This window comes from Pseudomonas sp. NPDC089743, from assembly GCF_044748785.1.
In the GTDB taxonomy this organism is placed as follows: domain Bacteria; phylum Pseudomonadota; class Gammaproteobacteria; order Pseudomonadales; family Pseudomonadaceae; genus Aquipseudomonas; species Aquipseudomonas putida_X.
Genome location: NZ_JBIVGS010000017.1, coordinates 45,665 through 70,217, shown reverse-complemented (window position 1 = coordinate 70,217; position 24,553 = coordinate 45,665). Strand labels below are relative to the sequence as shown.

General features: G+C 58.1%; 26 protein-coding genes, 1 tRNA gene and 1 pseudogene. 12 read left to right on the top strand and 16 right to left on the bottom strand.

Features of this window, described 5'->3' with window-relative positions:
• Nucleotides 1-177: 177 nt before the first annotated feature.
• Nucleotides 178-1,503: an isocitrate lyase gene (gene aceA, locus ACIPZC_RS22510; RefSeq protein WP_012315229.1), complete on the bottom strand. Its 1,326-nt coding sequence runs from the start codon at nt 1,501-1,503 to the stop codon at nt 178-180.
• A 493-nt stretch (nt 1,504-1,996) separates the two neighbouring features.
• On the bottom strand, nt 1,997-2,731 hold the full coding sequence (locus ACIPZC_RS22505) for a secretin N-terminal domain-containing protein (RefSeq protein WP_400629694.1): 735 nt from the start codon (nt 2,729-2,731) through the stop codon (nt 1,997-1,999).
• Between the two features lie 141 nt (nt 2,732-2,872).
• Between ACIPZC_RS22505 and ACIPZC_RS22500 the strand changes: the two genes are divergently transcribed.
• Both ACIPZC_RS22500 and ACIPZC_RS22495 read left to right on the top strand, forming a co-directional pair.
• Nucleotides 2,873-4,027 carry a hypothetical protein gene (locus ACIPZC_RS22500; RefSeq protein WP_267817175.1) on the top strand — a complete coding sequence of 385 codons (1,155 nt, stop codon included), beginning with the start codon at nt 2,873-2,875 and terminating at the stop codon, nt 4,025-4,027.
• Between the two features lie 103 nt (nt 4,028-4,130).
• Nucleotides 4,131-5,573 carry a SulP family inorganic anion transporter gene (locus tag ACIPZC_RS22495; protein WP_400629639.1) on the top strand — a complete coding sequence of 481 codons (1,443 nt, stop codon included), beginning with the start codon at nt 4,131-4,133 and terminating at the stop codon, nt 5,571-5,573.
• A gap of 178 nt (nt 5,574-5,751) precedes the next feature.
• Here ACIPZC_RS22495 and fusA read toward each other — a convergent pair whose 3' ends face one another.
• Both fusA and ACIPZC_RS22485 read right to left on the bottom strand, forming a co-directional pair.
• Nucleotides 5,752-7,863, bottom strand: coding sequence for an elongation factor G (gene fusA, locus ACIPZC_RS22490; protein WP_241805401.1), 2,112 nt, complete (start codon nt 7,861-7,863; stop codon nt 5,752-5,754).
• Nucleotides 7,864-7,936: 73 nt separating this feature from the next.
• Nucleotides 7,937-8,362 (bottom strand): hypothetical protein, encoded by a 426-nt coding sequence (locus ACIPZC_RS22485; protein ID WP_349975098.1) that lies wholly within the window; start codon nt 8,360-8,362, stop codon nt 7,937-7,939.
• Between the two features lie 139 nt (nt 8,363-8,501).
• On the opposite strand from ACIPZC_RS22485, the gene ACIPZC_RS22480 reads away from it, so the two are divergent.
• The gene (locus ACIPZC_RS22480) at nt 8,502-8,804 is read left to right on the top strand and encodes a hypothetical protein (RefSeq protein WP_241805399.1); all 303 of its coding nucleotides are present in this window, start codon (nt 8,502-8,504) and stop codon (nt 8,802-8,804) included.
• A gap of 3 nt (nt 8,805-8,807) precedes the next feature.
• Here ACIPZC_RS22480 and ACIPZC_RS22475 read toward each other — a convergent pair whose 3' ends face one another.
• Together ACIPZC_RS22475 and ACIPZC_RS22470 are read right to left on the bottom strand one after the other, a co-directional pair.
• Nucleotides 8,808-10,052: an aspartate aminotransferase family protein gene (locus ACIPZC_RS22475; protein WP_400629636.1), complete on the bottom strand. Its 1,245-nt coding sequence runs from the start codon at nt 10,050-10,052 to the stop codon at nt 8,808-8,810.
• 105 nt (nt 10,053-10,157) lie between these two features.
• The gene (locus tag ACIPZC_RS22470; RefSeq protein WP_267817167.1) at nt 10,158-11,054 is read right to left on the bottom strand and encodes a LysR substrate-binding domain-containing protein; all 897 of its coding nucleotides are present in this window, start codon (nt 11,052-11,054) and stop codon (nt 10,158-10,160) included.
• A 254-nt stretch (nt 11,055-11,308) separates the two neighbouring features.
• Here ACIPZC_RS22470 and ACIPZC_RS22465 point away from each other — a divergent pair, with 254 nt between their 5' ends.
• The 9 genes from ACIPZC_RS22465 to ACIPZC_RS22425 all read left to right on the top strand — a co-directional run bounded on the left by ACIPZC_RS22465 (nt 11,309) and on the right by ACIPZC_RS22425 (nt 18,452).
• Nucleotides 11,309-12,691, top strand: coding sequence for an amino acid permease (locus tag ACIPZC_RS22465; RefSeq protein ID WP_400629634.1), 1,383 nt, complete (start codon nt 11,309-11,311; stop codon nt 12,689-12,691).
• Between the two features lie 99 nt (nt 12,692-12,790).
• Entirely contained in the window at nt 12,791-13,291 is a 501-nt protein-coding gene (locus ACIPZC_RS22460) for a PaaI family thioesterase (protein WP_400629632.1), read from the top strand.
• Between the two features lie 73 nt (nt 13,292-13,364).
• Nucleotides 13,365-14,060, top strand: coding sequence for a glutathione S-transferase N-terminal domain-containing protein (locus tag ACIPZC_RS22455; RefSeq protein ID WP_400629630.1), 696 nt, complete (start codon nt 13,365-13,367; stop codon nt 14,058-14,060).
• A 127-nt stretch (nt 14,061-14,187) separates the two neighbouring features.
• On the top strand, nt 14,188-14,619 hold the full coding sequence (locus tag ACIPZC_RS22450) for a GNAT family N-acetyltransferase (RefSeq protein WP_400629628.1): 432 nt from the start codon (nt 14,188-14,190) through the stop codon (nt 14,617-14,619).
• A gap of 179 nt (nt 14,620-14,798) precedes the next feature.
• Nucleotides 14,799-15,188: a helix-turn-helix domain-containing protein gene (locus tag ACIPZC_RS22445; RefSeq protein WP_241805392.1), complete on the top strand. Its 390-nt coding sequence runs from the start codon at nt 14,799-14,801 to the stop codon at nt 15,186-15,188.
• A gap of 63 nt (nt 15,189-15,251) precedes the next feature.
• Entirely contained in the window at nt 15,252-15,890 is a 639-nt protein-coding gene (gene uvrY / locus ACIPZC_RS22440) for a UvrY/SirA/GacA family response regulator transcription factor (RefSeq protein WP_012315215.1), read from the top strand.
• 5 nt (nt 15,891-15,895) lie between these two features.
• Nucleotides 15,896-17,719, top strand: a complete 1,824-nt coding sequence (gene uvrC / locus ACIPZC_RS22435; RefSeq protein WP_241805391.1) for an excinuclease ABC subunit UvrC — start codon at nt 15,896-15,898, stop codon at nt 17,717-17,719.
• Between the two features lie 33 nt (nt 17,720-17,752).
• Nucleotides 17,753-18,313 carry a CDP-diacylglycerol--glycerol-3-phosphate 3-phosphatidyltransferase gene (pgsA, locus tag ACIPZC_RS22430; protein WP_174142233.1) on the top strand — a complete coding sequence of 187 codons (561 nt, stop codon included), beginning with the start codon at nt 17,753-17,755 and terminating at the stop codon, nt 18,311-18,313.
• A 63-nt stretch (nt 18,314-18,376) separates the two neighbouring features.
• Nucleotides 18,377-18,452 (top strand) — tRNA-Gly (locus ACIPZC_RS22425).
• 291 nt (nt 18,453-18,743) lie between these two features.
• Here the strand turns inward: ACIPZC_RS22425 and ACIPZC_RS22420 are convergent.
• The 10 genes and pseudogenes from ACIPZC_RS22420 to ACIPZC_RS22375 all read right to left on the bottom strand — a co-directional run bounded on the left by ACIPZC_RS22420 (nt 18,744) and on the right by ACIPZC_RS22375 (nt 23,535).
• Nucleotides 18,744-18,986 carry an RHS repeat domain-containing protein gene (locus tag ACIPZC_RS22420; RefSeq protein ID WP_400629625.1) on the bottom strand — a complete coding sequence of 81 codons (243 nt, stop codon included), beginning with the start codon at nt 18,984-18,986 and terminating at the stop codon, nt 18,744-18,746.
• Nucleotides 18,987-19,103: 117 nt separating this feature from the next.
• Nucleotides 19,104-19,571 (bottom strand): Imm9 family immunity protein, encoded by a 468-nt coding sequence (gene imm9, locus ACIPZC_RS22415; protein ID WP_400629623.1) that lies wholly within the window; start codon nt 19,569-19,571, stop codon nt 19,104-19,106.
• 35 nt (nt 19,572-19,606) lie between these two features.
• Nucleotides 19,607-19,900 (bottom strand): hypothetical protein, encoded by a 294-nt coding sequence (locus ACIPZC_RS22410; RefSeq protein WP_400629621.1) that lies wholly within the window; start codon nt 19,898-19,900, stop codon nt 19,607-19,609.
• 38 nt (nt 19,901-19,938) lie between these two features.
• A pseudogene (locus ACIPZC_RS22405) lies at nt 19,939-20,121 on the bottom strand (RHS repeat-associated core domain-containing protein); the annotation flags it as partial.
• 215 nt (nt 20,122-20,336) lie between these two features.
• Nucleotides 20,337-20,909, bottom strand: a complete 573-nt coding sequence (locus tag ACIPZC_RS22400; protein WP_400629619.1) for a DUF4303 domain-containing protein — start codon at nt 20,907-20,909, stop codon at nt 20,337-20,339.
• Between the two features lie 21 nt (nt 20,910-20,930).
• Nucleotides 20,931-21,479: an RHS repeat-associated core domain-containing protein gene (locus tag ACIPZC_RS22395; RefSeq protein WP_400629617.1), complete on the bottom strand. Its 549-nt coding sequence runs from the start codon at nt 21,477-21,479 to the stop codon at nt 20,931-20,933.
• Complete coding sequence (locus tag ACIPZC_RS22390; protein ID WP_400629615.1) at nt 21,436-21,927, bottom strand: hypothetical protein; 492 nt, start codon at nt 21,925-21,927, stop codon at nt 21,436-21,438. Before ACIPZC_RS22390 ends, ACIPZC_RS22395 begins: the two co-directional genes overlap by 44 nt.
• Before the next feature lie 26 nt (nt 21,928-21,953).
• Nucleotides 21,954-22,415: a hypothetical protein gene (locus tag ACIPZC_RS22385; protein ID WP_400629613.1), complete on the bottom strand. Its 462-nt coding sequence runs from the start codon at nt 22,413-22,415 to the stop codon at nt 21,954-21,956.
• Between the two features lie 154 nt (nt 22,416-22,569).
• The gene (locus tag ACIPZC_RS22380) at nt 22,570-22,686 is read right to left on the bottom strand and encodes a hypothetical protein (protein WP_400629692.1); all 117 of its coding nucleotides are present in this window, start codon (nt 22,684-22,686) and stop codon (nt 22,570-22,572) included.
• 264 nt (nt 22,687-22,950) lie between these two features.
• A complete protein-coding gene (locus ACIPZC_RS22375; RefSeq protein WP_400629611.1) occupies nt 22,951-23,535 on the bottom strand; it encodes an imm11 family protein in 585 nt (194 codons plus the stop codon).
• Nucleotides 23,536-24,553: the final 1,018 nt, after the last annotated feature.

Sequence of the window (24,553 nt, the reverse complement as noted above, 5' to 3'; positions counted from 1 at the left end):
ATTGAGTGAAAGAAAAGTCAGTGCGACGTGACGGGGCCAGCATGGCAGCCAAATTTTCGCCGGCATGAACAACTCAGGCCTGCGTGCGCTCTTTCTCTGAAAACAACCAGAAGCTTGTATGAAAAAAAGCCCGGAGCTTTCACAAGCCCCGGGCTTTTGTTCAACAGCAAGCCACTATCAGTGGAACTGCTCTTCTTCGGTCGAACCGGTCAGTGCCGTTACCGACGATGCGCCACCCTGAATCACGGTGGTCATGTCGTCGAAGTAGCCGGTGCCCACTTCCTGCTGGTGCGCCACGAAGGTGTAGCCTTTGCTGGCGTCGGCGAACTCCTGCTCCTGCAGCTTCACGTAAGCGGTCATGTCGTTGCGGGCGTAGTCGTGCGCCAGGTTGAACATGCCGTGCCACATGTTGTGGATGCCGGCCAGGGTGATGAACTGGTGCTTGTAGCCCATGGCCGACAGCTCGCGCTGGAATTTGGCGATGGTGGCGTCGTCCAGGTTCTTCTTCCAGTTGAAGGAAGGTGAGCAGTTGTACGACAGCAGCTGGTCCGGGTATTCCTTCTTGATCGCTTCGGCGAAGCGGCGGGCTTCGTCCAGGTCCGGCTTGGCGGTTTCGCACCAGATCAGGTCGGCGTACGGCGCGTAGGCAAGGCCGCGGGCGATGGCCTGGTCGAGGCCGGCGCGTACCTTGTAGAAGCCTTCACGGGTACGCTCACCGATCACGAACGGCTGGTCGTAGGGGTCGCAGTCGCTGGTCAGCAGGTCGGCGGCGTTGGCGTCGGTACGGGCCAGGATGATGGTCGGTACGCCCGATACGTCAGCGGCCAGGCGAGCTGCCACCAGCTTTTGCACGGCTTCCTGGGTAGGTACCAGCACTTTGCCGCCCATGTGGCCACACTTTTTCACCGAGGCCAGTTGGTCTTCGAAGTGCACACCGGCAGCGCCCGCTTCGATCATGTTCTTCATCAGCTCGTAGGCGTTCAACACGCCGCCGAAACCGGCCTCAGCGTCTGCCACGATTGGCGCGAAGTAGTCGATGTAACCTTCGTCGCCGGGGTTCTTGCCGGCTTTCCACTGGATCTGGTCGGCGCGGCGGAACGAGTTGTTGATGCGCTTGACAACGGTCGGTACGGAGTCGACCGGGTACAGCGACTGGTCAGGGTACATGGACTCGGCCGAGTTGTTGTCGGCGGCCACCTGCCAGCCAGACAGGTAGATGGCCTGGATGCCGGCCTTGACCTGCTGCACTGCCTGGCCGCCGGTCAGGGCGCCCATGCAGTTGACGAAATCTTTTTCAGGGCGGAAGGACGGGTGGGCACCTTCGGTGACCAGCTTCCACAGTTTTTCTGCACCCAGGCGGGCCAGGGTGTGCTCCGGCTGCAGGGAGCCACGCAGGCGAACGACATCGGCGGCGGTGTAGGTACGGGTCACGCCTTTCCAGCGCGGGTTTTCGGCCCAGTCTTTCTCGAGGGCTGCAATTTGCTGTTCGCGTGTCAGTGCCATGGAAATAAACCTCGTCGCATCGATCTTGGGGTAATTGTGCTGATGCTCACGAAGCGAATCAGGGGCGAGGCGGCTGTCCTGTCCGGGGGAGTGCGGCGGCGAACGGGAAGGTTCGGAGGGGGGAAGGGGTTGCAGGCCGGGCGAGGGCATGCGCCGGCAGGTCGGCTCGTGGATGCCTTGCTGCGGTGCTACGCGATTGCCAGAACTGCGGTGATGCGCTTCCGTCCCTCGGGACAACTTCTTCGTTGCAGTCGCAATCCCGTCGAACCGCCTTGTGGGCCGTATAGACACGAGTGCCTCCAAGGGTGGGAGGAGGGCGCCTCGAAGGCCCTTGCCAGGGCCCCTGATTAGCGGGAGCGAGGCCATCATGCCCTTGGGAAAAAGAAGCTGTCAAATGTTTTGTAGTGCTTTTTTGTGCTTACTACATCTTTGGTCTAATGCGACTTGTCGGTCAGTTTCAAGGCCTTTGGTCGAGGCCTTGATTCGCCTGGGCTCAGTCGAGAAGGTCGACTTTGACACGTAAAGTCATGTTTTCACCCCGTTGGGTGCTGTATGTGCGGCTTGACGCATTGAGCTCGGCCTGGCTCTGCTGGTTGAATCCTGCCAGGGTAATCCACTCGCCGAGCTTGCCGGTCACCGTCGTGTCGGTACTTTGCACTTTCACTACATCAGCACGTTCATGGCTGATGCGGTCATTATTGGTGCTTATTTGCAGACGAACCGTTTCCCCGATCAGGCTGGGAGTCACGTAGAAACCCTGGGTGACATTGCGGTATTCGGTAGTGCTCTGGATGCGCCCGTAGCCGTCGGTGCTGGTACTGGTGACCGGGATGCTCTGGCCGACCTGGATCAGCGCGGGTTGGCCTTCGCTGGCCTGGACCTGCTGCAGGCCACCATCCCGGTTGCTGGTGCCGTAATGGATGATGCGTGCATTGCCACGGTTGTCCTGGTAGTTGCTGTCGTTGTTGTCGACGCTGATCATCAGGCGCTTGGGCGCGGTGTCCAGCTGTTGCAGCAGGGTGCGCAGGTCGTCGATGCGTTCGGGGCTGGCATTGACGATCAACTTGTTCTCGAAGGCGCTGACGCTACCGTCCTTGCCGATGAACGACTGGGCGGCGGGCAGCAGCTCGGCGCTGCTGCGGTGCTGCAGCGGCAGCACTTCGGTGGCGGCGTGGGCGGCCAGGCTGGCGGCCAGCAGCAGGGAAGTTAAAAGGGGGCGTAGCGCCATGTCCATGATCTCCGCAGGTGGAATCAACATGATGGCAAAATTGCGCGACTCGTGCCTGTCGTGCATCACACGCTGTCTTTTATCCTGAATTTATTCTATAAAACATAAATTATAGTCGTCTGGATAATTCAGGATAGTGCCATGAGCCTTGCCCGCCCGATCTTCCGCCGCGAACAGCTGGCTAAAGCCCTGGTAAGGGACCTGGCTGGCGAGTCGTTCGTCGACTACAGCTCGGGGATGTTCCTCGCAGCGCCACGGCGCACGGGCAAGAGTACATTCCTGAACAACGACTTCATTCCAGCCTGCCTGGAACGTGGCTGGCTGCCGGTGTATGTCGACCTGTGGTCTGACCGTGATGCCGACCCTGCCGAGTTGATCAGTGGTGCCATCGGCAGCGCTCTGGCGCGTTTTGAAAGCACCCTGGCCAAAACCGCGAAGAAGGCGGGTATCGACAAGATCAACCTGCTGCGCACGCTCAGCTGGGATTTCACCCGGCCGCAACTGCCCGCCGGTACCACACTGGCCCAGGCGCTTGCGGTCTTGCATCAGGTGTGTGGGCAAATGGTGGTGCTGGTAGTGGACGAGGCGCAGCATGCCCTCAACAGCGAGGGTGGGCTGAACGCCATGTTCGCCCTCAAGGCGGCGCGCGACCACCTCAACCGGGGTGACGGCCCGGATGGGCTGCGCCTGGTGTTTACCGGCTCCAGCCGGGACAAGCTGGCCAACCTGGTGCTCAAGAGCAAGCAGCCATTCTATGGTGCCAGCATCACAGCGTTTCCGCTGTTGGGGCGGGACTTCGTCGACTTCGTGACGGCTGTCTGGAATGGCCGTCTGGCGGCCAGCAACCAGTTCAAGGCCGAGGACCTGGAGTATGCCTTCGAACGTGTGGGCCGGCGCCCGGAGATGCTCGGTAAGTTGCTGACCGAGGTGAGTATCGGGCTGGGCGAGGCAGGTAACCTTGGCGAACTGCTGCGCACCGGCGCGCTGAACCATCAGGCCGGGGTGTGGAGCGACTACGAAAGTGCCTGGAACGAGCTGTCTGCGTTACAACAGGCGGTGCTGGCGGTGATGGCCGAACGTACGCTGGCCCGGCAGCCGTTCTCGCCTTTCACCGAGCAGACCTTCATCGACGTCAATCGAAAGCTGGAACAGGCCGCTGCTCAAGCCAATGCCACCACACCCAATGTGCAGAAAGCCCTGGATGCCTTGCGGGAAAAGGAGCTGGTGTGGAAGGCCAATCGTGGCGAGTACGCGCTGGAAGATGTGGCAATGGCCGAGTGGCTGGCGCGCGGCTAGGGCTGGCCTGCTTGCGGTGGTCTCAGCCAGACAAATTCCGTAACATCCCGCCCTTCGTTTGTTTTTCAGTATCGGCCGCCTGGCCCTGCATCACAGGATAGTCATGAAACCCGCCCGACTTCGCGCCGACCTGCTCGCCGGCCTGACCACTTCATTCGCCCTGGTGCCCGAGTGCATCGCCTTCGCCCTGGTGGCGCACCTCAACCCGCTGATGGGCCTGTACGGCGCCTTCATCATCTGCACCCTGACTGCGCTGTTCGGTGGCCGCCCGGGCATGATCTCCGGTGCTGCCGGCTCGATGGCGGTGGTCATCGTCGCCCTGGTGGTGCAGCACGGTGCGCAGTACCTGCTGGCCACCGTGCTGTTGGGCGGAGTGGTGATGGTCCTGTTCGGCCTGCTGCGCCTGGGTAAACTGGTGCGCCTGGTGCCGTATCCGGTGATGCTTGGCTTCGTCAACGGCCTGGCGATCGTCATCGCCCTGGCCCAGCTGGAGCACTTCAAGGCGGGTGAGCAGTGGCTCAGCGGCATGCCGCTGTGGCTGATGATCGGCCTGGTGGCGCTGACCATGCTGGTGGTGTACGTGCTGCCCAAGCTGACCCGCGCCGTGCCACCAGCGCTGGTGGCGATCCTCGGCGTTGGCGTGTTGGTGTACCTGCTTGACCTGCCGACCCGCACCCTCGGAGACATGGCACACATCGCGGGTGGGCTGCCGGCGCTGGCCCTGCCGGACGTGCCGTGGAACCTGGAAACGCTGAAGATCATTGCCCCATACGCGGTGCTGATGGCCATGGTCGGCCTGCTGGAGACCCTGCTGACCCTGAACCTCACCGACGAGATTACCGAGAGCCGCGGCTACCCGGACCGTGAGTGCGTGGCTCTGGGGGCGGCCAACATGGTTTCAGGCTTGTGCGGTGGCATGGGCGGCTGCGCGATGATCGGCCAGACGGTGATCAACCTGAGCTCCAATGGCCGCGGCCGGCTGTCCGGCGTGGTGGCGGGGGTGATGATCTTGTTGTTCGTGCTGTTCCTGTCGCCGCTGATCGAGCGTATTCCGTTGGCGGCGCTGGTCGGGGTGATGTTCGTGGTCGCCCAGCAGACCTTCGCATGGGCGTCCTTGCGCGTGCTGCACAAAGTGCCGGTCAGCGATGTGCTGGCGATCATTGCCGTGACGGTGGTCACGGTGTTCACCGACCTGGCCACGGCCGTATTGTTCGGTATCGTCATCGCAGCGGTGAATTTTGCCTGGCAGCATGCTCGGGAGCTGTATGCCGACAGCCATGAAGATGCCGAGGGGATCAAGCATTACCAGGTGCATGGCACGCTGTTCTTCGCCTCGGTCACGCCGTTTCTCAACCAGTTCGACCCGGCGGGTGACCCGGCCAAGGTTACCCTGGATTGCCAGCATGTGAGCTTTGTCGATTACTCGGCAATTGCCGCATTGAAGACCTTGCGCGAGCGCTATGCCAAGGCGGGCAAGCAGCTGCGGGTGGTGCACCTGTCCGAGCGTTGCAAGAAGCTGTTGAAGCGGGCTGGCGAACACCACTGAATTCTTGATGGGGCAGTGCCGGCCCTATCGCCGGCAAGCCGGCTCCCACCTGGTTTGCGCCAATTTTTAGAAGTTGGGCAAGACGGTTGCTTCCACAGGTAAAGCGCAGCCCTGAAGCGCTGCGCGGTCGGGGTGGGAGCCGGCTTGCCGGCGATCGAGGGCGCAGCCCTCGGGCGGTTCACTCCCCGCGATTCTTCTTCACAATCCCGTCTGCAATGCTCGCCGGCGCCTCGGCATAACGGGTGAACTCCATCGTGTAGCTGGCCCGCCCCTGAGTCATCGAGCGCATCGAGGTGGCGTAGCCGAACATTTCTCCCAGTGGCACCTCGGCACGGATCACCTTGCCGGCGGGCGTCTCGTCGCCATCCTGGATCATGCCCCGGCGCCGGCTAAGGTCGCCCATGATGTCCCCCTGGTATTCTTCGGGCGTAACCACCTCGACCTTCATCACCGGCTCCAGCAACACCGCCCCACCTTTTTGCGACAGTTGCTTGGTGGCCATGGAGGCGGCGATCTTGTAGGCCATCTCGTTGGAATCGACGTCGTGATACGAGCCGTCGTATACCGCAGCCTTGAGGTTGATCAGTGGGTAGCCGGCAAGCACGCCGTTCTTCATCTGCTCCTCGATGCCTTTCTGAATCGCCGGGATGTACTCGCGCGGTATCACGCCGCCAACGATTTCGTTGATGAACTCCAGGCCTTCCTTGCCTTCATCACCCGGCGCAAAGCGGATCCAGCAGTGCCCATACTGCCCGCGCCCGCCGGACTGGCGAACGAAGCGGCCCTCGATCTCGCAGGTGTTGCGGATCTTCTCGCGGTAGGCCACCTGGGGCTTGCCGATATTGGCCTCGACGTTGAACTCACGCCGCATGCGGTCGACGATGATATCCAGGTGCAGTTCGCCCATGCCGGAGATGATGGTCTGGCCAGTCTCCTCATCGGTGCGCACGCGGAACGAGGGGTCTTCCTGGGCCAGCTTGCCCAGGGCGATGCCCATTTTTTCCTGGTCGGCTTTGGTTTTGGGTTCTACGGCCACGGAGATCACCGGGTCCGGGAAGTCCATGCGCTCGAGGATGATAGGTTTGTCCATGTCGCACAGCGTGTCACCGGTCGTCACGTCCTTCATGCCGATCAAGGCCGCGATGTCACCGGCGCATACGTCCTTGATTTCAGCACGTTGGTTGGCATGCATCTGCACCATCCGGCCAATGCGTTCTTTCTTGCCTTTGACCGAATTGAGCACTGCATTGCCGGAACTGAGCACGCCGGAGTACACCCGGGCGAACGTGAGCGTACCGACGAAAGGGTCGGTGGCGATCTTGAACGCCAGGGCCGAGAACGGTTCTTTGTCGTCGGCGTGGCGTTCCAGGTGCTTATCTTCGTCGTCCGGGTCGGTGCCCTTGATTGCCGGGATCTCGGAGGGCGCTGGCAGGTAGTCGATCACCGCATCGAGCATCAGCGGCACGCCTTTGTTCTTGAACGAAGAGCCAAGGATGGTCGGCACGATTTCGTTGGCAATGGTGCGCTGGCGCAGGGCGGCCTTGATCTCCTCGATGCTCAGTTCCTCGCCATCGAGAAACTTCGTGGTCAACTCGTCATTGGCCTCGGCCGCCGCCTCGACCATGTGCGCGCGCCATTCGTCAGCCAGTGCTTTGAGTTCGTCCGGGATTTCTTCTTCGCGGTAGGTGGTGCCATGGTCGGCGTCGTTCCAGTAGATCGCCTTCATCTTCACCAGGTCGATCTGGCCGATGAAGTTCTCTTCGCTGCCGATGGCCAGCTGGATCGGTACCGGGTGGTGCCCCAGGCGCTTGTCGATCTGTTTGACCACGCGCAGGAAGTCCGCGCCCTGGCGGTCCATCTTGTTGATATAGGCCAGGCGCGGGACGTGATACTTGTTGGCTTGGCGCCACACGGTCTCGGACTGTGGCTCCACCCCGTCGGCACCGCTGAACACCACCACGGCGCCATCGAGCACGCGCAGCGAACGTTCCACCTCGATGGTGAAGTCGACGTGGCCGGGGGTGTCGATGATGTTGAAACGGTACTTGTCGGCGAACTGCTTGGTCGAGCCCTGCCAGAAGGCCGTGGTCGCCGCCGAAGTGATGGTGATGCCGCGCTCCTGCTCCTGGGCCATCCAGTCCATGGTCGCGGCACCATCATGCACCTCGCCCATCTTGTGGTTGACCCCGGTGTAGAACAGGATGCGCTCGGTGGTCGTGGTCTTGCCGGCATCCACGTGGGCGACGATACCAATGTTGCGGTACAGCTCGATGGGCGTTGTACGGGCCATGACGGACTACCTGCGGATGAGCGGATTCTCCCAAGGTAGCAGAGCGGGAGAATCCTGCTTTACCGCCGGGCCGTCAGTCGGCCTGGGCTTGCAGCAGCCACTGGCCGTCCACTTCGCGGGCAAGGCCGCTGGCGGGCAGCAGGGCCAGCAGGCGCTCATGCAACGCCGCCTCGGTAAAGGTCTTGAGAGTGGCAAGGTCCAGGGCCCCGACCAAGGGCAGGTCAGCCTTGGTGTACGACAGCCAGGCTTTTTTCAGTACCTGCGCGACGTCGCTGCCGGCGGTGCTGGCGAAACGTCGGTGCCACTGGCCGCCCTCGAACATGAAACTGTGGGCGTGGGTATAGGTGCTTTCGTCGCCACCTTCGCTGCAGCGGTGGCAGCGGCACGGGCCTTCGCCAAACGCGTTGCGCAGGTAGCTGTTGAAGTCCACGACGGGCTTGAGGGTCAGGCGTTTGTCGACCTCGAACAGGTCGGCGATCAGGGGTTCTTCGGCGCTCACTCGGTGTCCTCGTGTGGTGTGGCGTGCATCGGCGCGCACCCTAACAGATCAAGCCGGGGGAGGCCATTAGAGACAACAGCGTACAGCTGCCGTAATCTACGCGCCCGCAAGCCTGCATCCAATACCGAGGTAACCCCGCTTGAGCACCCAGTTCCCGTACACCGCCACCGTCACCATCAGCGCCGAAGACCGTGGGGGCGATGTCGAGGCCTCGGAAAACCCCAGCATGCGTGTTGGCCTGGAAGCCGTGACCGAAACCCTGAAGAAGGTGCATTTCGTCGGCACGCTCGCGGCCCCGGAAAAACCGGCCACGCATATCTGCGTGACGCTTGAGAACGGCCTGACCTACTACGGCCCGATCGTCAACGGCCACGCCGAACTCGAAGGCGGCTGGATCGCTTTCGAGTCCGACATGCTGACCCCGCAGGAGCTGGGCCTGTAAGCCTCAGTTCAACTCCGCCAGGCACTGCTCGAAGATGTTCAACCCTTCTTCGAGCACCTCGGCTTCGATGGTCAGTGGGGCCAGCAGGCGAATGATGTGGCGCGCCTTGCCGCTGGGCATCAGCAATAGGCCTTTGGCCCTCGCCGCGTCCATGACCTTGGCCAGCTGAGCGGGGGCAGGGCTGCCGTCGGCATTGACGAACTCGATCCCGCGCATCGCACCGACGCCTGTCAGGCGCCCGATGAACGGAAAGCGTTGCTGCCAGCGTTCTACGTGGCTGACGATGGCCTGCTCCTGGCGCTCGCCCCATGTGGCAATGTTCTCATCCGTCATCTGCGCCAGGCTTGCCAGCGCCGCCGCACAGGCAATCGGATTGCCTGAATAGGTCCCGCCGAGACCGCCCTTGGGCAGCGCCGCCATCAACGCCTGGCGCCCGACCACCGCCCCCAGCGGCAGGCCACCGGCAATACTCTTGGCCAACAGCAGCAAATCCGGCTCGATGCCCAGCCGCGGGAAGGCGAAGCGCTGCCCGGTGCGGCCGAAACCCGACTGGATCTCGTCGATGATGATCAGGATCCCGCGCTCGTCGCAGAACCGGCGCAGCGCCTGGGCAAAGGCCGGGTCCAGGGCGAGGAAGCCGCCTTCCCCTTGCACGGGCTCCAGGATGAACGCCGCCACGTCCTCGACCGCAAGCTCGACGCTGAACAGGCGGTCCATGGCCTTGAGCGCCTGCTCGCAGGTGACTCCGGTGTCGGCGCTGGGGTAGGGCAGGTGGTAGACCGGCCCCGGCAGTTCACCGACCCTTTGTTTGTAGGGCGCGACCTTGCCGTTGAGGTTCAGGGTAGCCAGGGTGCGGCCATGAAAGCCGCCATCGAAGGCGATGATGGCGCGCTTGCCGGTGGCACCGCGGGCGACCTTGAGGGCGTTTTCTGCTGCTTCGGCGCCGCTGTTGGTCAACATGCCGGCCAGCGGGTAACTGACCGGCACGAACGCGCGCAGGCGCTCCATGAGCTCCAGGTAAGGGCCGTGAGGCGCCGCGTTGAAGGCATAGTGGGTCAGGCGCGTGGCCTGGGCCTGGATGGCCGCGACCACGGCCGGGTTGCAGTGGCCCAGGTTGAGCACGCCAATGCCGCCGACGAAGTCGATGTAACGTTTGCCGTCGGTATCCCAGACTTCGGCATTACGGCCATGGGAAAGTGTAATCGGATGAACGATGGCAATGGATTGGCTGATACTTTCCAGATTCATGGGCACGCAGACCTTGTTCGAGTTTCTTACTATCGAAGCGCGTCGAAGTGCTATTCCACAAACGAATTATTCGATTGCGATCATTCCATGGATTCGCGAACTTGGTCAGTCTCCCTCTGCCACGCGTTCACCAATCCACTGCACGAAGGCCCTGATCTTCGGTACCTCTGCCGCGTGCTCGGCATGGGCGATGAAGTGCCGCCCATTGCTCGCCACCGGGTGGTCCCAGGCCACTACCAGCTTGCCTTCGCTCAACTCCTCGGCCACCAGGTAGCGCGGGATCAGGGCGATGCCGCAACCTGCGATGGCCGCACGGATGCACAGGTAGAACGTGTCGAACCGTGGCCCGTGGTAGCTGTTCTGGCTGTGCAGGCCCAGCCCCAGAAACCATTCGTGCCAGGCTTCCGGGCGAGATGCGCATTGCAGCAAGCGGTGCTCGGTGAGGGCCTGGGCACTGTCGAAGCGGTGCCTGGCCTGTAGCTGCGGTGCGCACACCGGCACCACTTCTTCGCTGAACAGTTCGATGCAGGTCGCCCCCGGCCAGGTGCCCTGGCCGAAAAAGAAGGCGATGTCCGCCTTGGCCTGCACCAGGTCGAAGGGCTCCAGCTCGTTACGGATGTCCAGGTGGATGCGCGGGTAGCGGTCACCGAAGCCCCTGAGCCTGGGCACCAGCCAGCGAGCACCGAAGGTGGGCTGGGTGGCGATGCGCAGCACTTCGGTTTCGTCGCCATAGCTGAGGATGTAGCGGCTGGAAATGTCGATCTGGTTGAGGATCTTGTTCACTTCGGTCAGGTACAGGGCGCCGGCCGGGGTCAGGTGCAGGCGTCGACGAACGCGCTGGAACAGCGAGTGTGCAAGCAGTTCTTCAAGCTGCGCGACCTGCTTGCTGACGGCGCTCTGGGTCAGGTGCAGCTCTTGCGCCGCCCGGGTGAAGCTCAGGTGGCGGGCGGCCGCTTCGAAACACTGCAGGGCGGTAGTCGAGGGCATCAGGCGTTTGGACATGGCAGGCGCGTACCGAGCAAAAAAGGAAAGAGTTCATTCCATACTGGAATCATGTGCTTCGAAAAGGTCGTTTGTTGACCTCGCCCTATAGATTAATACTGACCTGGATCAACGATGACAACCGGTACTGCGAAGAGGAGGGAAGTGCACCGCCGGCAACTGCAAAACAAGAAAAACAGCATCACGACTTAGATGAATTCTGCTCCAACTTTTTCAGCCGTCCCTGCGACGGCCGACCCATTCGAGGGTTCTCCATGGCTTCGCTAGAAAACAAGAAACAGCGTTCCCTGCAGCACGGCCTGACCTCCCGTCAGGTGTCGATGATTTCCATCGCCGGCATCATTGGCGCCGGCTTGTTCATCGGTTCCTCAAATGCCATTGCCACCGCTGGCCCGGCCATTCTCATCTCCTACGCCATGACGGGCCTGTTGGTGTTGCTGGTGATGCGCATGCTCGGCGAAATGGCCATTGCCAACCCCAACAGCGGTTCCTTCTCGACTTACGCCTCCGAGGCCATCGGCCCCTGGGCAGGGTTCACCATCGGCTGGCTCTACTGGTGGTTCTGGGTGCTGATCATCCCGGTCGAAGCCATCGCCGGCGCTGACATCCTGCACGCCTACTTCCCGGCGGTACCGTCGTGGTTATTCGCCTTCCTGATCATGTTCGTGCTGTCGGGCACCAACCTGGTCAGCGTGAAGAACTTCGGTGCGTTCGAGTACTGGTTTGCCCTGGTCAAGGTGATCGCGATCATTGCCTTCATCGTGGTCTGCAGCCTGGCTGTGTTCGGCTTCTGGCCACTGGCCGAGGTCTCAGGGGTGAGCCGGCTCTGGGACAGCGGTGGGTTCATGCCCAATGGCTTCGGTACCGTGCTCGGTGGCGTGTTGATCACCATCTTCTCGTTCTTCGGCGCCGAGATCGTCACCATTGCCGCTGACGAGACCGCCAACCCGAAAGACAAGATCCGCCGCGCCACCAACCTGGTGGTGTACCGCATCGCCATCTTCTACCTGGCCTCGATCTTCCTGGTGGTGTCGCTGGTGGCCTGGAACGATCCGCAACTCAAGGCGGTGGGTTCGTTCCAGCGGGTGCTTGAGGTGCTGAATGTGCCCGGTGCGAAATTGCTGGTCGACCTGGTGGTGCTGGTGGCGGTCACCAGTTGCATGAACTCCGGCCTGTATACCGCTTCGCGCATGCTGTATTCCCTGGGTGCCCGTGGCCAGGCGCTGAGCATGACCAAACGTATTTCCGGTGCCGGCGTGCCGACCGTGGCGGTGGTCTTCTCGACCCTGGCAGGCTTTGCCGGCTGCTTCGTCAACTACGTGTTCCCCGGCAAGGTGTTCGGCTTCCTGCTGTCGACCACCGGTGCGATTGCCTTGCTGGTGTACCTGGTGATTGCCGTATCGCAATTGCGCATGCGGGCCCGTGCCGATCGAGAGGGGCGTGCGCTGGAACTGAAGATGTGGCTGTTCCCCTGGCTGACCTGGCTGGTGATCGGCACTATCGTGATGGTGCTGGGCTATATGCTGTTCAGTGATGCGTACCGTTACGAGACCCTGATGACGGCCGGGGTGACCTTGTTCATCTTGCTGGTTTCGCTGACTCAGCGCGGTGCCAGGGCGGTGGCGCAGCCTGCCTGAACATTGGGGCGCTTTGCGCCCCTTTGCATTGGCGCATGCCAGGCGCGGCGCTACCATGCAGCTTGCATCCCCACCCATTGCCACACGTAAAGGACGCGTATGAACGAACAAGCGCTCTGCCTGCAGGCACTGGCCGCACCCGACGGGATTTGCTACGGCTGCGGCGTTGCCCACCCCAGCGGCCTGCATATGCAAAGCCATTGGGACGCCGACGGTATCCACCTGGTGTGCCGCCACACGCCCGACGGCACGTTCACCGGCTGGCCGGGGCTGGTCTACGGCGGCCTGCTGGCGATGCTGGTCGATTGCCATTCCAACTGGACTGCCATGGCCTACCACTACCGGGCCGAGGGGCGTACGCCGGGCAGTCTGCCACGTATCGATTGTGTCACCGGCAGCCTGGGCCTGAACTACCTCAAACCCACACCCCTGGGTGTCGAGCTGCTGCTGAAGGCGCGTGTGGAAGGCGAAGTCGGGCGCAAGACGCGGGTCATCTGCGAAGTCTGGGCGGGGGATGTGCTGACAGTCAGCGCCGATTCGGTGTTCGTCCGTGTGGATACCGAAAAGCTCAAGCTCAAGGCCCATGGCCAAGTGAGCTGACAACGGCAGGTGATGGTCAGCCGCCCGTGATGTTACTAAAGTGACAGGTCCATTCCCTTGGCACAGGTTGACCATGACCGATCTCAGCGCATTTCCCGTCACACGCAAATGGCCCGCGCAACACCCCGAGCGCCTGCAGCTGTACTCGCTGCCTACGCCCAACGGCGTCAAGGTGTCGATCATGCTGGAGGAGATCGGCCTGGCTTACGAGCCGCACAAGGTGAGCTTCGAAACCGACGACCAGCTCAGCCCTGAGTTCATCTCCCTCAGCGCCAACAACAAGATCCCGGCGATCCTCGACCCCGATGGCCCTGGCGGCCAGCCTATGCCGTTGTTCGAGTCGGGCGCGATCCTGCAGTACCTGGCAGAAAAGAGCGGGCAATTGCTCAGCCATGATCCGGCGACCCGCTACCAGACGCTGCAGTGGCTGATGTTCCAGATGGGCGGCATCGGCCCGATGTTCGGCCAGGTTGGCTTCTTTCACTTCTTCGCTGGCAAGGAGTATGAAGACAAGCGCCCACGGGACCGCTACGTCAACGAATCCAAGCGCCTGCTAGGCGTACTGGACCGGCACCTGCAAGGGCGGCAGTGGATGGTCGATGAGTACAGCATCGCCGATATCGCCATCTTCCCTTGGGTGCGTAACCTGGTGGAACGCTATAACGCCAGTGAGCTGGTCGGCTTCGATCAGTTCGAGAACGTGCAGCGCGTGCTGAGCGGTTTTCTCGAGCGCCCAGCCGTTCAGCGGGGCCTGAAAATCCCGGGTTGATGCGCTGTGACCCGGTCAGTGAATTTCCAAGCCTGTCGAAAGGCTGCGGGCCAATGCAGGAGGCGTCGATGATCCGCTGCAAGCGCGAGGTGCCACGGCCACGGTTGGTTGAGCAAGGCGGTGTGTGATGCCCATTGAGCTGATACCTGCGACCGATGCCCACCGCACCTTCGCCCGTGACCTCACGCGCCGGGCCATGCTGGCCTACTATCGAGAATTCGATCTGTTGTGGATCGAAGAGGCGTTCGATCAGGCCTGGGATTGGCGGGAGCAGTGGCTGATCGTGGAAGGGGGATCCGTGCTGGGCTTCTGCAGCCTTAGCAAGGACCGCCAGGCATTGTTCATTCGCGAACTGCACCTGTTGCCTGAGCATCGCGGGCGAGGGGTTGGCAGTTGGGTACTGCAAGCGCTGGCCGATAAGGCGGCGCAGAAGAGGCTGCCATTGCTGCGCTTGATGGTGTTCAAGAGCAACCCGGCGCGGCGGCTGTACCAGCGCCAAGGGTTTGTCGAAATGGGCGAGGATGAGTGTTTTGTGCGTATGCAGAAGGTGATTGGCTGATCCGCGTCATATGTGTGTTGTAAAAGCCATGCAGATCAAGACTTACGGCGCTTGGTGGAGGCATGATACTGGCTTGCGACTCCGGCGTGCGATGGGCATAGTGACCGAGTAGTCTGCAAAGGCCCACAGGGTTGTGAGCAGTATTTGATGATGGCTAGGGAAGCAGGAGAAACATCAGTATGAATGGGCTCGGTCCGCGTCTTAAGGAAGAGCGTGAACGGCTGGGGATGACCCAGCGGGTGTTTGGTGATATCGGCGGCGTCGAACCCAATGCCCAGGGCAAATATGAAAGTGGCGAGCGCACGCCAAGGCTCGATTACCTAGCTGCGCTGGCGGCCAGAGGCGTGGACGCGCTCTATGTGCTCAGCGGTGTGCGCACCCCCGCGCAACTGGACAGTCTGACGGCGGATGAAACCGGTTTAGTGGCTGCGTTCAGGCGCCTGGCTGCTGACGACAAAGCCGCGTTCGGGCATTTGCTGGAGCGCCTGTTGGGCGATGGAGGGCGCAGTGATGCGATGCGGCCGCAGTGGCGTGAGCGTAGGGCCTTCCCTAAGGAAGTTTTACGCTAGGCCCGTCTTGAAAAATTTTGTTAAGGTGGCGGGATCCAATCGCCCTGTTGACGAGGTGTCTGCTTGATTAGGGTCCTAGTGGTCGACGACCATGATCTGGTGCGAACCGGTATTACACGCATGCTGGCCGACATCGACGGCTTGCAGGTAGTGGGGGAGGCGGATTCGGGCGAGTCGGCGCTCAAGCTGGTCCGGGAGCTCAAGCCGGATGTCGTGCTGATGGACGTCAAGATGCCTGGCATTGGTGGCCTCGAGGCTACCCGTAAACTGTTGCGCAGCCACCCTGATACCAAGGTGGTGGCCGTGACCGTGTGCGAGGAAGACCCGTTCCCCACGCGCCTGATGCAAGCCGGCGCGGCCGGCTACCTGACCAAGGGCGCGGGGCTGGACGAGATGGTCCAGGCCATCCGCCTGGCGTTTGCCGGGCAGCGTTACATCAGCCCGCAGATCGCTCAGCAACTGGCACTCAAGTCGTTCCAGCCGCAAGGTTCGCCGTTCGACGCGCTGTCGGAGCGGGAAATCCAGATTGCCCTGATGATCGTTGGGTGCCAGAAGGTTCAGCTCATCTCCGACAAGTTGTGCCTGTCGCCCAAGACCGTCAATACTTACCGGTATCGGATCTTTGAAAAACTCTCGGTCACCAGCGACGTCGAACTGACGTTGCTGGCCGTTCGCCACGGTATGGTCGACGCAAGCCTCTGAACCTCATGTCCCAAGCTTTTGATGCCAGCGCGTTCCTGGCAACCTGCAGCGCTCGCCCGGGCGTCTACCGGATGTTCGACAGCGAGGCTCGGCTGCTCTATGTGGGCAAGGCCAAGAACCTCAAGAAGCGTTTGGCCAGCTATTTCCGCAAAACCGGCCTGGCGCCTAAAACGGCCGCGCTGGTGGGGCGCATCGCCCAGGTCGAGACCACCATCACCGCCAATGAGACCGAGGCGCTGCTGTTAGAACAGAACCTGATCAAGCAGTGGCGGCCGCCTTACAACATCCTGCTGCGCGACGATAAATCCTACCCGTACGTGTTTTTGTCCGACGGCCAATTCCCACGGCTGGGCATTCACCGCGGCGCGAAAAAAGCCAAGGGGCGCTACTTTGGGCCATACCCCAGCGCCGGGGCCATTCGCGAAAGCCTCGGCCTGCTGCAAAAAGCCTTCTCGGTACGCCAATGCGAGGACAGCTATTACGCCAACCGCACCCGCCCTTGTCTGCAATACCAGATCAAGCGCTGCAAGGGGCCTTGTGTGGGGCTGGTCGATGCAGAGGAATATGCCGAAGACGTGCGCCATTCGGTGATGTTCCTCGAGGGCCGCAGCCAGCAGTTGGGCAATGAGCTCAATGCCGAGATGGAAAAGGCCGCGATGGCCCTGAACTTCGAGAAGGCCGCCGAACTGCGCGACCAGATCGCCTTGCTGCGCCGGGTCCAGGACCAGCAATACATGGAAGGCGGCTCCGGCGATGTCGACGTTGTCGCCGCATTCATCAACCCCGGTGGGGCCTGCGTGCACCTGATCAGCGTGCGCGGTGGCCGGGTGCTGGGCAGCAAGAACTTCTTCCCGCAGGTAGGCATCGAGGAAGAGGTGTCCGAAGTGATGGCCGCCTTCCTGTCCCAGTTCTATGTGGGCAATGCCGAGCGCGAATTGCCGGGCGAATTGATCGTCAACGTGGTGCACGAGGACTTCGCCGCAATCAGCGAGGCATTGCAAACCCTGCGCGGCCGTGAGCTGACCATCAGCCACCGCGTGCGCGGCACCCGCGCGCGTTGGCAGCAACTGGCGGTGACCAACGCCGAACAGGCGCTCAACGCCCGCCTGGCCAACCGCCAACACATGGCGGCACGGTTCGAGGCCCTGGCCGAGGTACTGGGCCTGGACGAAGTGCCGCAGCGCCTGGAGTGCTACGACATCAGCCACTCCAGCGGCGAGGCAACGGTCGCCAGTTGCGTGGTATTCGGGCCTGAAGGCCCGCTCAAGTCTGATTACCGTCGGTTCAACATCGAAGGTGTGACCGCCGGTGATGACTACGCCGCTATGCACCAGGCCCTGACGCGCCGCTATGGGCGCATCAAGGACGGCGAGGGCAAGTTGCCCGACGTGCTGCTGGTGGACGGCGGCAAGGGCCAGCTGAACATGGCCCGCGAAGTGATGCAGGAGCTGGCCTTCACCGACCTGACCCTGCTCGGTGTGGCAAAGGGCGTGACCCGCAAGGCCGGTTTCGAGACCCTTTACCTCAATGACGTGGCCCACGAGTTCACCCTCAAGGGTGACAACCCGGCGCTGCACCTGATCCAGCAGATCCGCGACGAAGCGCACCGTTTTGCCATCACCGGGCACCGCGCTCGCCGTGGCAAGGCCCGCCGAGTGTCTAGCCTGGAAGACGTTGCCGGGGTAGGGCCCAAGCGCCGCCGCGACCTGCTGAAACATTTCGGCGGCCTACAAGAGCTCAACCGCGCCAGTATCGATGAAATCGCCAAAGCCCCCGGCATCAGTAAAAAGCTTGCCGAGTCGATTTATGCCAGCCTGCATAGCGAGTAGAATGCCGGGCTCAACCCGCAGCCAGTCGTACCGATGAATATTCCAAACCTGCTCACCGTTCTACGCGTCCTGCTCATTCCGATCTTCATCTTGCTGTTCTATATGCCCTATCACTGGAGCTATATGGCCGCCAGCACGGTGTTCGCCATCGCCGCCGCCACCGACTGGCTGGACGGCTACCTGGCGCGTCGCCTGCAGCAGAGCACGCCGTTCGGCGCGTTCCTCGACCCTGTGGCCGACAAGCTGATGGTCGCCGTAGCCCTGGTGCTGCTGGTGCAGGTGCACGCCAACTTCTGGTTGACCCTGCCGGCCGCCGTGATCATCGGCCGCGAGATCGTGGTTTCGGCCCTGCGTGAGTGGATGGCTGAGCTCGGGGCGCGGGCGCATGTGGCCGTGTCAAACCTCGGCAAGTGGAAAACCGCAGCGCAAATGCTGGCGCTGATCATCCTGCTGGGCAATCCGCCGCTGGTGACCTTCTGGGTGATTCTGGGCTACGGGTTGCTGTTGGTTGCTGCGGCGCTGACGCTGTGGTCGATGGCCCACTACCTGCTGGCCGCCTGGCCGCACCTGCGTGAAGGTTCGGAACAAAAATAAAACTTTTTTGAATCAAGGGGTTGACGCCGTTTTAGATATCGCTAGAATGGCACCCATCACGACGCGGGAATAGCTCAGTTGGTAGAGCACGACCTTGCCAAGGTCGGGGTCGCGAGTTCGAGTCTCGTTTCCCGCTCCAGTTATAGATCTACAGAGTTCGATCGAAGTCTGTAAGTCATCGAAAAAAGACGCTTCGGCGTCTTTTTTCGTTTCAGTCAAAGCCACGGTCAAACCAGGGACATCAGCTGCGCCCAGCCTCTGCTGACGTGCGCTCAAACATGTGCGTAAGGTCTACGGCGGTGGATCGTTGTGAACCCGCGCCGGTCACAGCCGACAAGCCTACCCAGTTGATCGGAAAGAGCATGGACAGCCCCAGCGTGCGGGGTAAGGCGATGCAGTACCTGGCGAGCAACTAGAGTCGGTTGGAACGCTATGTCGTGTTTGTCGTAGCCATATTGCTGAGTGCGTCGGGCTGTATCGGTGAGCCGGACCGCCAATGCCCAGTGTCGCAAGTATTTGATGTGTTCGCTGCGGCCGAGGGATCTCGGGTTTCAATCAGGCGGCCGATATCATCGTAGCTGTAGCGCCATTCGCCTCCTAGTGGGTCGATGCTTTTCAGCAGTTGGCCGGCGACGGTCTCCTCTTGCCAGCAATCGCCGAAAGGGCGATGCATTTGGACACCTCGAACATCGCCCTCCAATAACAACGAAGGGTGTTGGCCAAGGCTATCGATGACGAAGATCTTGCCGTACTCGAGGTGCCGGGTCGGGTGGCAAAACTGATTTTAACCTTATTCCTCAAATTGAATTTTGACGGCGTGACATGTTACGCCTGTTTCAAATGTTTTTCGTATTGCTAGTTCGATGCTGTCTGTGATGAACTCGTCAAGGCTTGTGTAATTTGAGTATTGAGGTGTAATTGCTATAAATTTTTTCTCGTCTATAGCTAGTAAGTAACCGAGCTCCTTTGGGGGTAGGCCATATGATGCGTTATCAAGGCTTGGGGCTGGTATAGAGATTGAGATTTCAAATTCGTTATCAGATGGGTATCTTGTTGTGCGCTTGTAAATGCCAATCTTATCAGTGGTTCTAATGGTTGCGGAGATTAAAATGTTCCACCCATTAAGCTGTTCGATGTTTATGGTTGGTCGCATTTTTGCTATGTATTGATTGGTTCGGTCAGTAATGTCCTTGATGTTGATTAAATTGTTAATGCATGGTACCTCATTGGAGATAATGCATTTTATCGAGTTTCGCATGGTTGTCCTCTGGGGTTGTTCAGATTTTGGTTCAACTAAGGGCACGGTTTAGGATTGTAGCGGTTATCTCGCTCTTTGTTGTTTGGTGACGCAAGCCCCTGATTTTTAAGGGTGCGAACTCTTTCTGCTTCAATTTTTTTCATTTCGCCATTGGTGATGCTTTGGTGCGTGCTGATGATTTTCGCGTATGCCTTCTCGAAGGTAGGGTCTTTTCGCACTTTCCTTGCGCTTGCATGAGCTCTTCTATTTGCCTCATTAGCCATGACATCCTCTGCATTGCCGATGCCAGTTTTGGCATGACCACCCACCGGGTCGATTACGTCGTACAATACCAGTCCCCGATAGAGCTGTGACTGTTCTTATTCCTCCCCCATGGATCGATCCAAGTGAGGCCGTTTGATGCGTATAAGTATAGGTTTGTGCCGCCCGCTAGTCCTATCGGATCTGTCTGTATAAACCGAGCTATATCTGGATCATAAAATCTAAAAGTGTTGTAGTGCAGTCCCGTTTCTCGATCAAGACTCTGCCCTTGATACCGTAGGTTCTGCTCTCCATACTGGCATAAACGTACATGCTGACCAAACCGCTCTGCACCTCTTGCAAAAGCCGAAGCCCTTGCCAGTGGAATAACGACTCGGGCCCGGACTTTTCCAAGTTGTATAGGAAGCGATGATGAGAAAAAACGCAACGTCGTGGGAACCGTAATGATGGCGGCTTGGATCACCAGCCTGAGAGGATTCACAATGACCATTAATAATCTGCAGTTCAATTTTCTCCTGTTGTTGATGTGCTTGGTGGTGGCTCAGCTGCCTCGAGTAACCATTCTGAGAGGGCGCTAATGGGGTTTAGCCGGATTGCTCTTTGTGTATTGCTGTAATCAGGTGGCATAACCTCCACGTTAATTACTATCTTGTCCCTGTCCTCATCCATCCCAAAAATGCCAAGCTGATCAAGTTTCCTGATCGCGGTTTCCATTGCTTCGATTCGGCAGTCAAACTCATGCTGCCATTCCATTTCTGATCTCGTTTGATCCATTGGGGGGCGTTGCTCGAACAGTTTTCTAACCTTATCGAAATGTCTTGATCCAAAATCCAAATATGGGGATTCTGCATATGACCATTTTATTAGTTCTTTGTCATCATCCTCGTATTTGTTGTTTTTTGCAAAGCGCTCCAGGGCTTCATATGACCAAGCGGATATAAGTGGTGGAAGTGCCTCCCCTGTTGTAATTAGTGAGCAATAGTAAAAGTGTTCGTTTGTGGAGAATAGTTCCATTAGTGCCATGTGGGTGGCTTTCATGATTTCATCGGCTAATGGTTCCGTTGATATGGTGCTCATTTGGTCTCCAATTATTTGTCCTTAGCTTAATGTGCGTGCTCCAACTTTGCGAAGCTCTCGCCTTAGTGCGGTGCGTATAGCGTTTTTTCCGTGATTGGCGTCTCGCATTTGCTCTACAAGTGATGTTAGTCTATCCCGAAGATTATCATGGAATGACCTTGTATACATTGCGTTGTGGGGGCGAGGATGGCCTATAGGAATCCGATTTGCAGCATCATTTATATGGATTTCATAAGTGAAGAGGACTTTTCGGGACTCAATTGAAGAGGCCCAGTGCCTCTGACTTCCCTTTGAGCCCACGATATGGCCAGCGGCTTGGCCAGGCCCAACAGGTCTTCCCTCAAGGCCCAGATTTCGATCAAGTTCTTTAGCGTTTCCAGAGTTGGTTTTGTCGCCACCAGTATTTCCAAAGCTAGCTAACCCGAGCGGGTCAGTCCAAGCTAACGGATTAGGCGAATATTCGTATAGATTTTCTCCCCCCGCTAATTCAATAGGGTCCGGCTGGGTAAACCGCCCCACATCCGGATCAAAAAACCTGAATGTGTTGTAGGGCGCTATCCGGGTTGGCATACGCGTACAAGCTGGCCAACCCGTTCTGTACTTCTTGCAGCAGGCGTAACCCTTGCCAGTGGAACAACACCCGCCGACGCGGCTCGGAATAGTCCCTCTGATAAACCTCCTTGCTGATCCGCCGCCCCAACGGGTCATAGGCAAACGCCACACGCTCCCGTTCCCCACTGCGGTACTGCTCCACGCAAACCAGCCGCTGCTCGGCGTCATACTCGAAATACTGCACCGAGTTGCTGCCGATACGCTTCTCGCACAGCCGCCCAAAGCGGTCATAGCGGTAGCGCTTGTGCTGATACACCAACACCCGGTTGTGATTGAACAGGCCATTGAGCTTGGGCCCGTCGAACAGATTGCCGGCCTTGTCGTATTTGAAATCCTCGACCTGCTTGGCTTGCCAGTGGGGGCGTGACTGTTGGACAGATAGATTCTGATGGGTTAAGTACGCCAATGCAGCGTGGGATATAACAAAGTTGTTCAGAGTTTTTTGTTGGGACTGTCAGCTTTGAGATGCTTGGCTGACACTCTACTCCACCATGGTTTGTTGGTGTTTATTTGTTCGGGTAGGTTGGTAATTCGTTTGCTTTCCAAAGCCTTAATTACTAAGTCGTCAGACTCCTTTATTATGTTGTCCTCATGGTGGAGGTCGAGTATTGTCATGATGTTTATGGATTCAAATAAATGGCCTATTTTTTCGCTCTCCTCGTATAATAGATCCCCTTTATACGTGGACAGGCGCTTTAGGTATTCGAAGGTTAGTTTAATGACGTCGGGGAATTTTGAGTTATCAACGCTTGAGACAAATTCCGTTACAATTTCTCTGTCTGCTAGTTTGTTGCTGCAAAGCCAGGTGTAAATTTCGCTGGCCAGTATTTCAATGTCATGAGGTCTTCTATAACCTTTTCTAATGCTGGTCATAATCTTTTGCTCAGGGGACATGGTTTGAGACCTCTAATTTGCTGTGCTGAATCCTGGTAGGCGCCTTAAGTTTGGCCATGATTCAGGGAAGTGAGTTAAAATAATAGGGCCTTTTCCTGTTTGACTGGTTGCAGTAAATAATCCACTGTCAGGATCATAATAGCCCACTCTTGGCTTAGGTGTAGTCGAGTTGCTGTTTTTCACCTTTGTTGTCCGTGAAGGTGATGGGCAGCAGGTTGTCGGCGGCGTCGTAGCGGTAGTCGGTGGTGCCATCTTCAGTGCGCTTGCTGATAAGACGGCCGATTGCGTCACGCTCGAAGTCATGACGGATGGGGATCGTTCGTTTTGAGCATTTTATACATGCCCCGAAATGGGCTGAGTGCCAACTTTTCCTTTACGGCTTTGCGTGGGTGCGGGCCGGATTTAGGTATCATTAAGTGAGCGTATTCCTCTAGTTGCCTCACCTTTACCCAGCCTCTAGGATTGGACCAGGTGAACTGACTTTACCTGGCCCATCATCGCAGTAGACTCCCTCGCGAGGCGGGTCGATCACGCTCTATTCACAATGGCTTCTATTTTTTGGTGTTAAGTCGAGTGAACTGCAGAACTTAAGTCCGGGCAGTTTTTCATCTTTAATAGTTGCCTTGAGTGAGCTATTCACTACTATACTGGTTGGTTGCTCTTGGCAGCGGATTATGCTCAAGTTGTTTGGGGTGTTGTTAAGGAGGACTGTGTATAAGAATAAATAGCATGGATTGTTAGGGTCAAAATCAGTGGTGTCGTACTCGCTTTTTTGCATGTCGCAACAGTTTAGTTTGTTGATTATATTTATTGCGTAAAATCCTTGGGTGTCAGCATTATCGAATGAAATTTTGGCTTCAAAGAACTCTATCTCTGCTGGTGCTGCTTTCTCCAGGATTCTGCGTAATTTCGTGCTTACTAAATCCGGGCCTGTGCACTGCAGAAGATGTAGGTCTGTAATTGTTTTGAATTTTGCTCTGTTTTTGACTTTGTAGTTGAGTTTGGGTTTGAATCCAGCTAAAGACACTCCCTTATTGAATATTGATGGGTCCGCCGATGCAGCGTAATCGTATTGTAGAAAGCTGTATGTATTTTTTTCTGGCATCATAATATAGCTCATGAGGTTCTCCAACCTAGCACGCAGAATTTAGCTTGATTTGTCCGGACCTCAGCTTTTCGCCAAGTATATCTATCAGTGCATTGATTTGTAATTTTTTGATCTCGGGTGATGCACTTTTTGCATGAATCGCATCAATTTGGGTTCCAGTTCGAGTGCCTGCCCTTTTCAAGGCTATTGGTGTCCTGGGTGGAAGACTAACTCGCGGCATATTTACTAATTTCTGCGACTGCCTTGGATTTGCGTGTGGAAATCTGAAAACTCGGTGCTACTAATATTGCATTGTTGGGGGCTATGTTGTCTTGCATTGCGGTGTATTTCAGGCTGCCGTTTACAGTGTCAAGCCAGAAGTCATTGTCCCCACAATTTCCGGCGTGTTGTTTTGGAAAATACCGGGGTCTTTGGATAGCTGATTATTTTGTTGCTAATCACCTTATTTATCGATAAGGGTCTTGGGTGTTGCCTGGTGTGTCAATATAATAGAAAGACTCTATTTCTAAAAGATTGTGTTCTTTAGTTGTGATCTTATAAAATAAATCCCTGTATATGAATGCTCCTTCATCAAAGTGCCCTCCATTGTATCTTGAGTAGAAGTCTATGAAATGCTCCCTGCCTTTTAGTTTTGAGGGTAGCATTGATTTAATTGTGTTGGCATCTATTCCTGCGTAAGAGTCGTTAAATGTAAGTTTATTAAGGGCAGATATTTTTGGTTGTACCGTGTTGTGCTCCTTCCGCCCTGGCGTCGGTGGTGTTTCTCTTTGTTGCCTCAGCTATGGCTTCGAGCGTTAAATTTTTGAAGCCAGTAATAAAGTTGAATTCATGTGCGCCACCTAGGTGGGGTGGCTATGAAACTTTGGGGCTACAGTTTCCTAGGCATTTTGTTGGGTTTTCAGTGGTATTCAGTGTGGTGGTCGATCGATTGTGAAGATATTGGTTCATTTATTGTGCCTTTTTGGAGAGGGCTGCTTTGTCAACAGCATAATTTCCAGTAGCTTTGATTTTATAAATCCCTTCTGGATTA

Bases quoted from the DNA above. Each gene is read 5' to 3' on its own strand.
- aceA (WP_012315229.1), bottom strand. From the start codon at position 1,503: ATGGCACTGACACGCGAACAGCAAATTGCAGCCCTCGAGAAAGACTGG.
- ACIPZC_RS22505 (WP_400629694.1), bottom strand. From the start codon at position 2,731: ATGGCGCTACGCCCCCTTTTAACTTCCCTGCTGCTGGCCGCCAGCCTG.
- ACIPZC_RS22500 (WP_267817175.1), top strand. From the start codon at position 2,873: ATGAGCCTTGCCCGCCCGATCTTCCGCCGCGAACAGCTGGCTAAAGCC.
- ACIPZC_RS22495 (WP_400629639.1), top strand. From the start codon at position 4,131: ATGAAACCCGCCCGACTTCGCGCCGACCTGCTCGCCGGCCTGACCACT.
- fusA (WP_241805401.1), bottom strand. From the start codon at position 7,863: ATGGCCCGTACAACGCCCATCGAGCTGTACCGCAACATTGGTATCGTC.
- ACIPZC_RS22475 (WP_400629636.1), bottom strand. From the start codon at position 10,052: ATGAATCTGGAAAGTATCAGCCAATCCATTGCCATCGTTCATCCGATT.
- ACIPZC_RS22470 (WP_267817167.1), bottom strand. From the start codon at position 11,054: ATGTCCAAACGCCTGATGCCCTCGACTACCGCCCTGCAGTGTTTCGAA.
- ACIPZC_RS22465 (WP_400629634.1), top strand. From the start codon at position 11,309: ATGGCTTCGCTAGAAAACAAGAAACAGCGTTCCCTGCAGCACGGCCTG.
- ACIPZC_RS22460 (WP_400629632.1), top strand. From the start codon at position 12,791: ATGAACGAACAAGCGCTCTGCCTGCAGGCACTGGCCGCACCCGACGGG.
- ACIPZC_RS22455 (WP_400629630.1), top strand. From the start codon at position 13,365: ATGACCGATCTCAGCGCATTTCCCGTCACACGCAAATGGCCCGCGCAA.
- ACIPZC_RS22450 (WP_400629628.1), top strand. From the start codon at position 14,188: ATGCCCATTGAGCTGATACCTGCGACCGATGCCCACCGCACCTTCGCC.
- ACIPZC_RS22445 (WP_241805392.1), top strand. From the start codon at position 14,799: ATGAATGGGCTCGGTCCGCGTCTTAAGGAAGAGCGTGAACGGCTGGGG.
- uvrC (WP_241805391.1), top strand. From the start codon at position 15,896: ATGTCCCAAGCTTTTGATGCCAGCGCGTTCCTGGCAACCTGCAGCGCT.
- pgsA (WP_174142233.1), top strand. From the start codon at position 17,753: ATGAATATTCCAAACCTGCTCACCGTTCTACGCGTCCTGCTCATTCCG.
- ACIPZC_RS22420 (WP_400629625.1), bottom strand. From the start codon at position 18,986: ATGCATCGCCCTTTCGGCGATTGCTGGCAAGAGGAGACCGTCGCCGGC.
- imm9 (WP_400629623.1), bottom strand. From the start codon at position 19,571: ATGCGAAACTCGATAAAATGCATTATCTCCAATGAGGTACCATGCATT.
- ACIPZC_RS22400 (WP_400629619.1), bottom strand. From the start codon at position 20,909: ATGAGCACCATATCAACGGAACCATTAGCCGATGAAATCATGAAAGCC.
- ACIPZC_RS22395 (WP_400629617.1), bottom strand. From the start codon at position 21,479: ATGCCAACCCGGATAGCGCCCTACAACACATTCAGGTTTTTTGATCCG.
- ACIPZC_RS22385 (WP_400629613.1), bottom strand. From the start codon at position 22,415: ATGTCCCCTGAGCAAAAGATTATGACCAGCATTAGAAAAGGTTATAGA.
- ACIPZC_RS22375 (WP_400629611.1), bottom strand. From the start codon at position 23,535: ATGAGCTATATTATGATGCCAGAAAAAAATACATACAGCTTTCTACAA.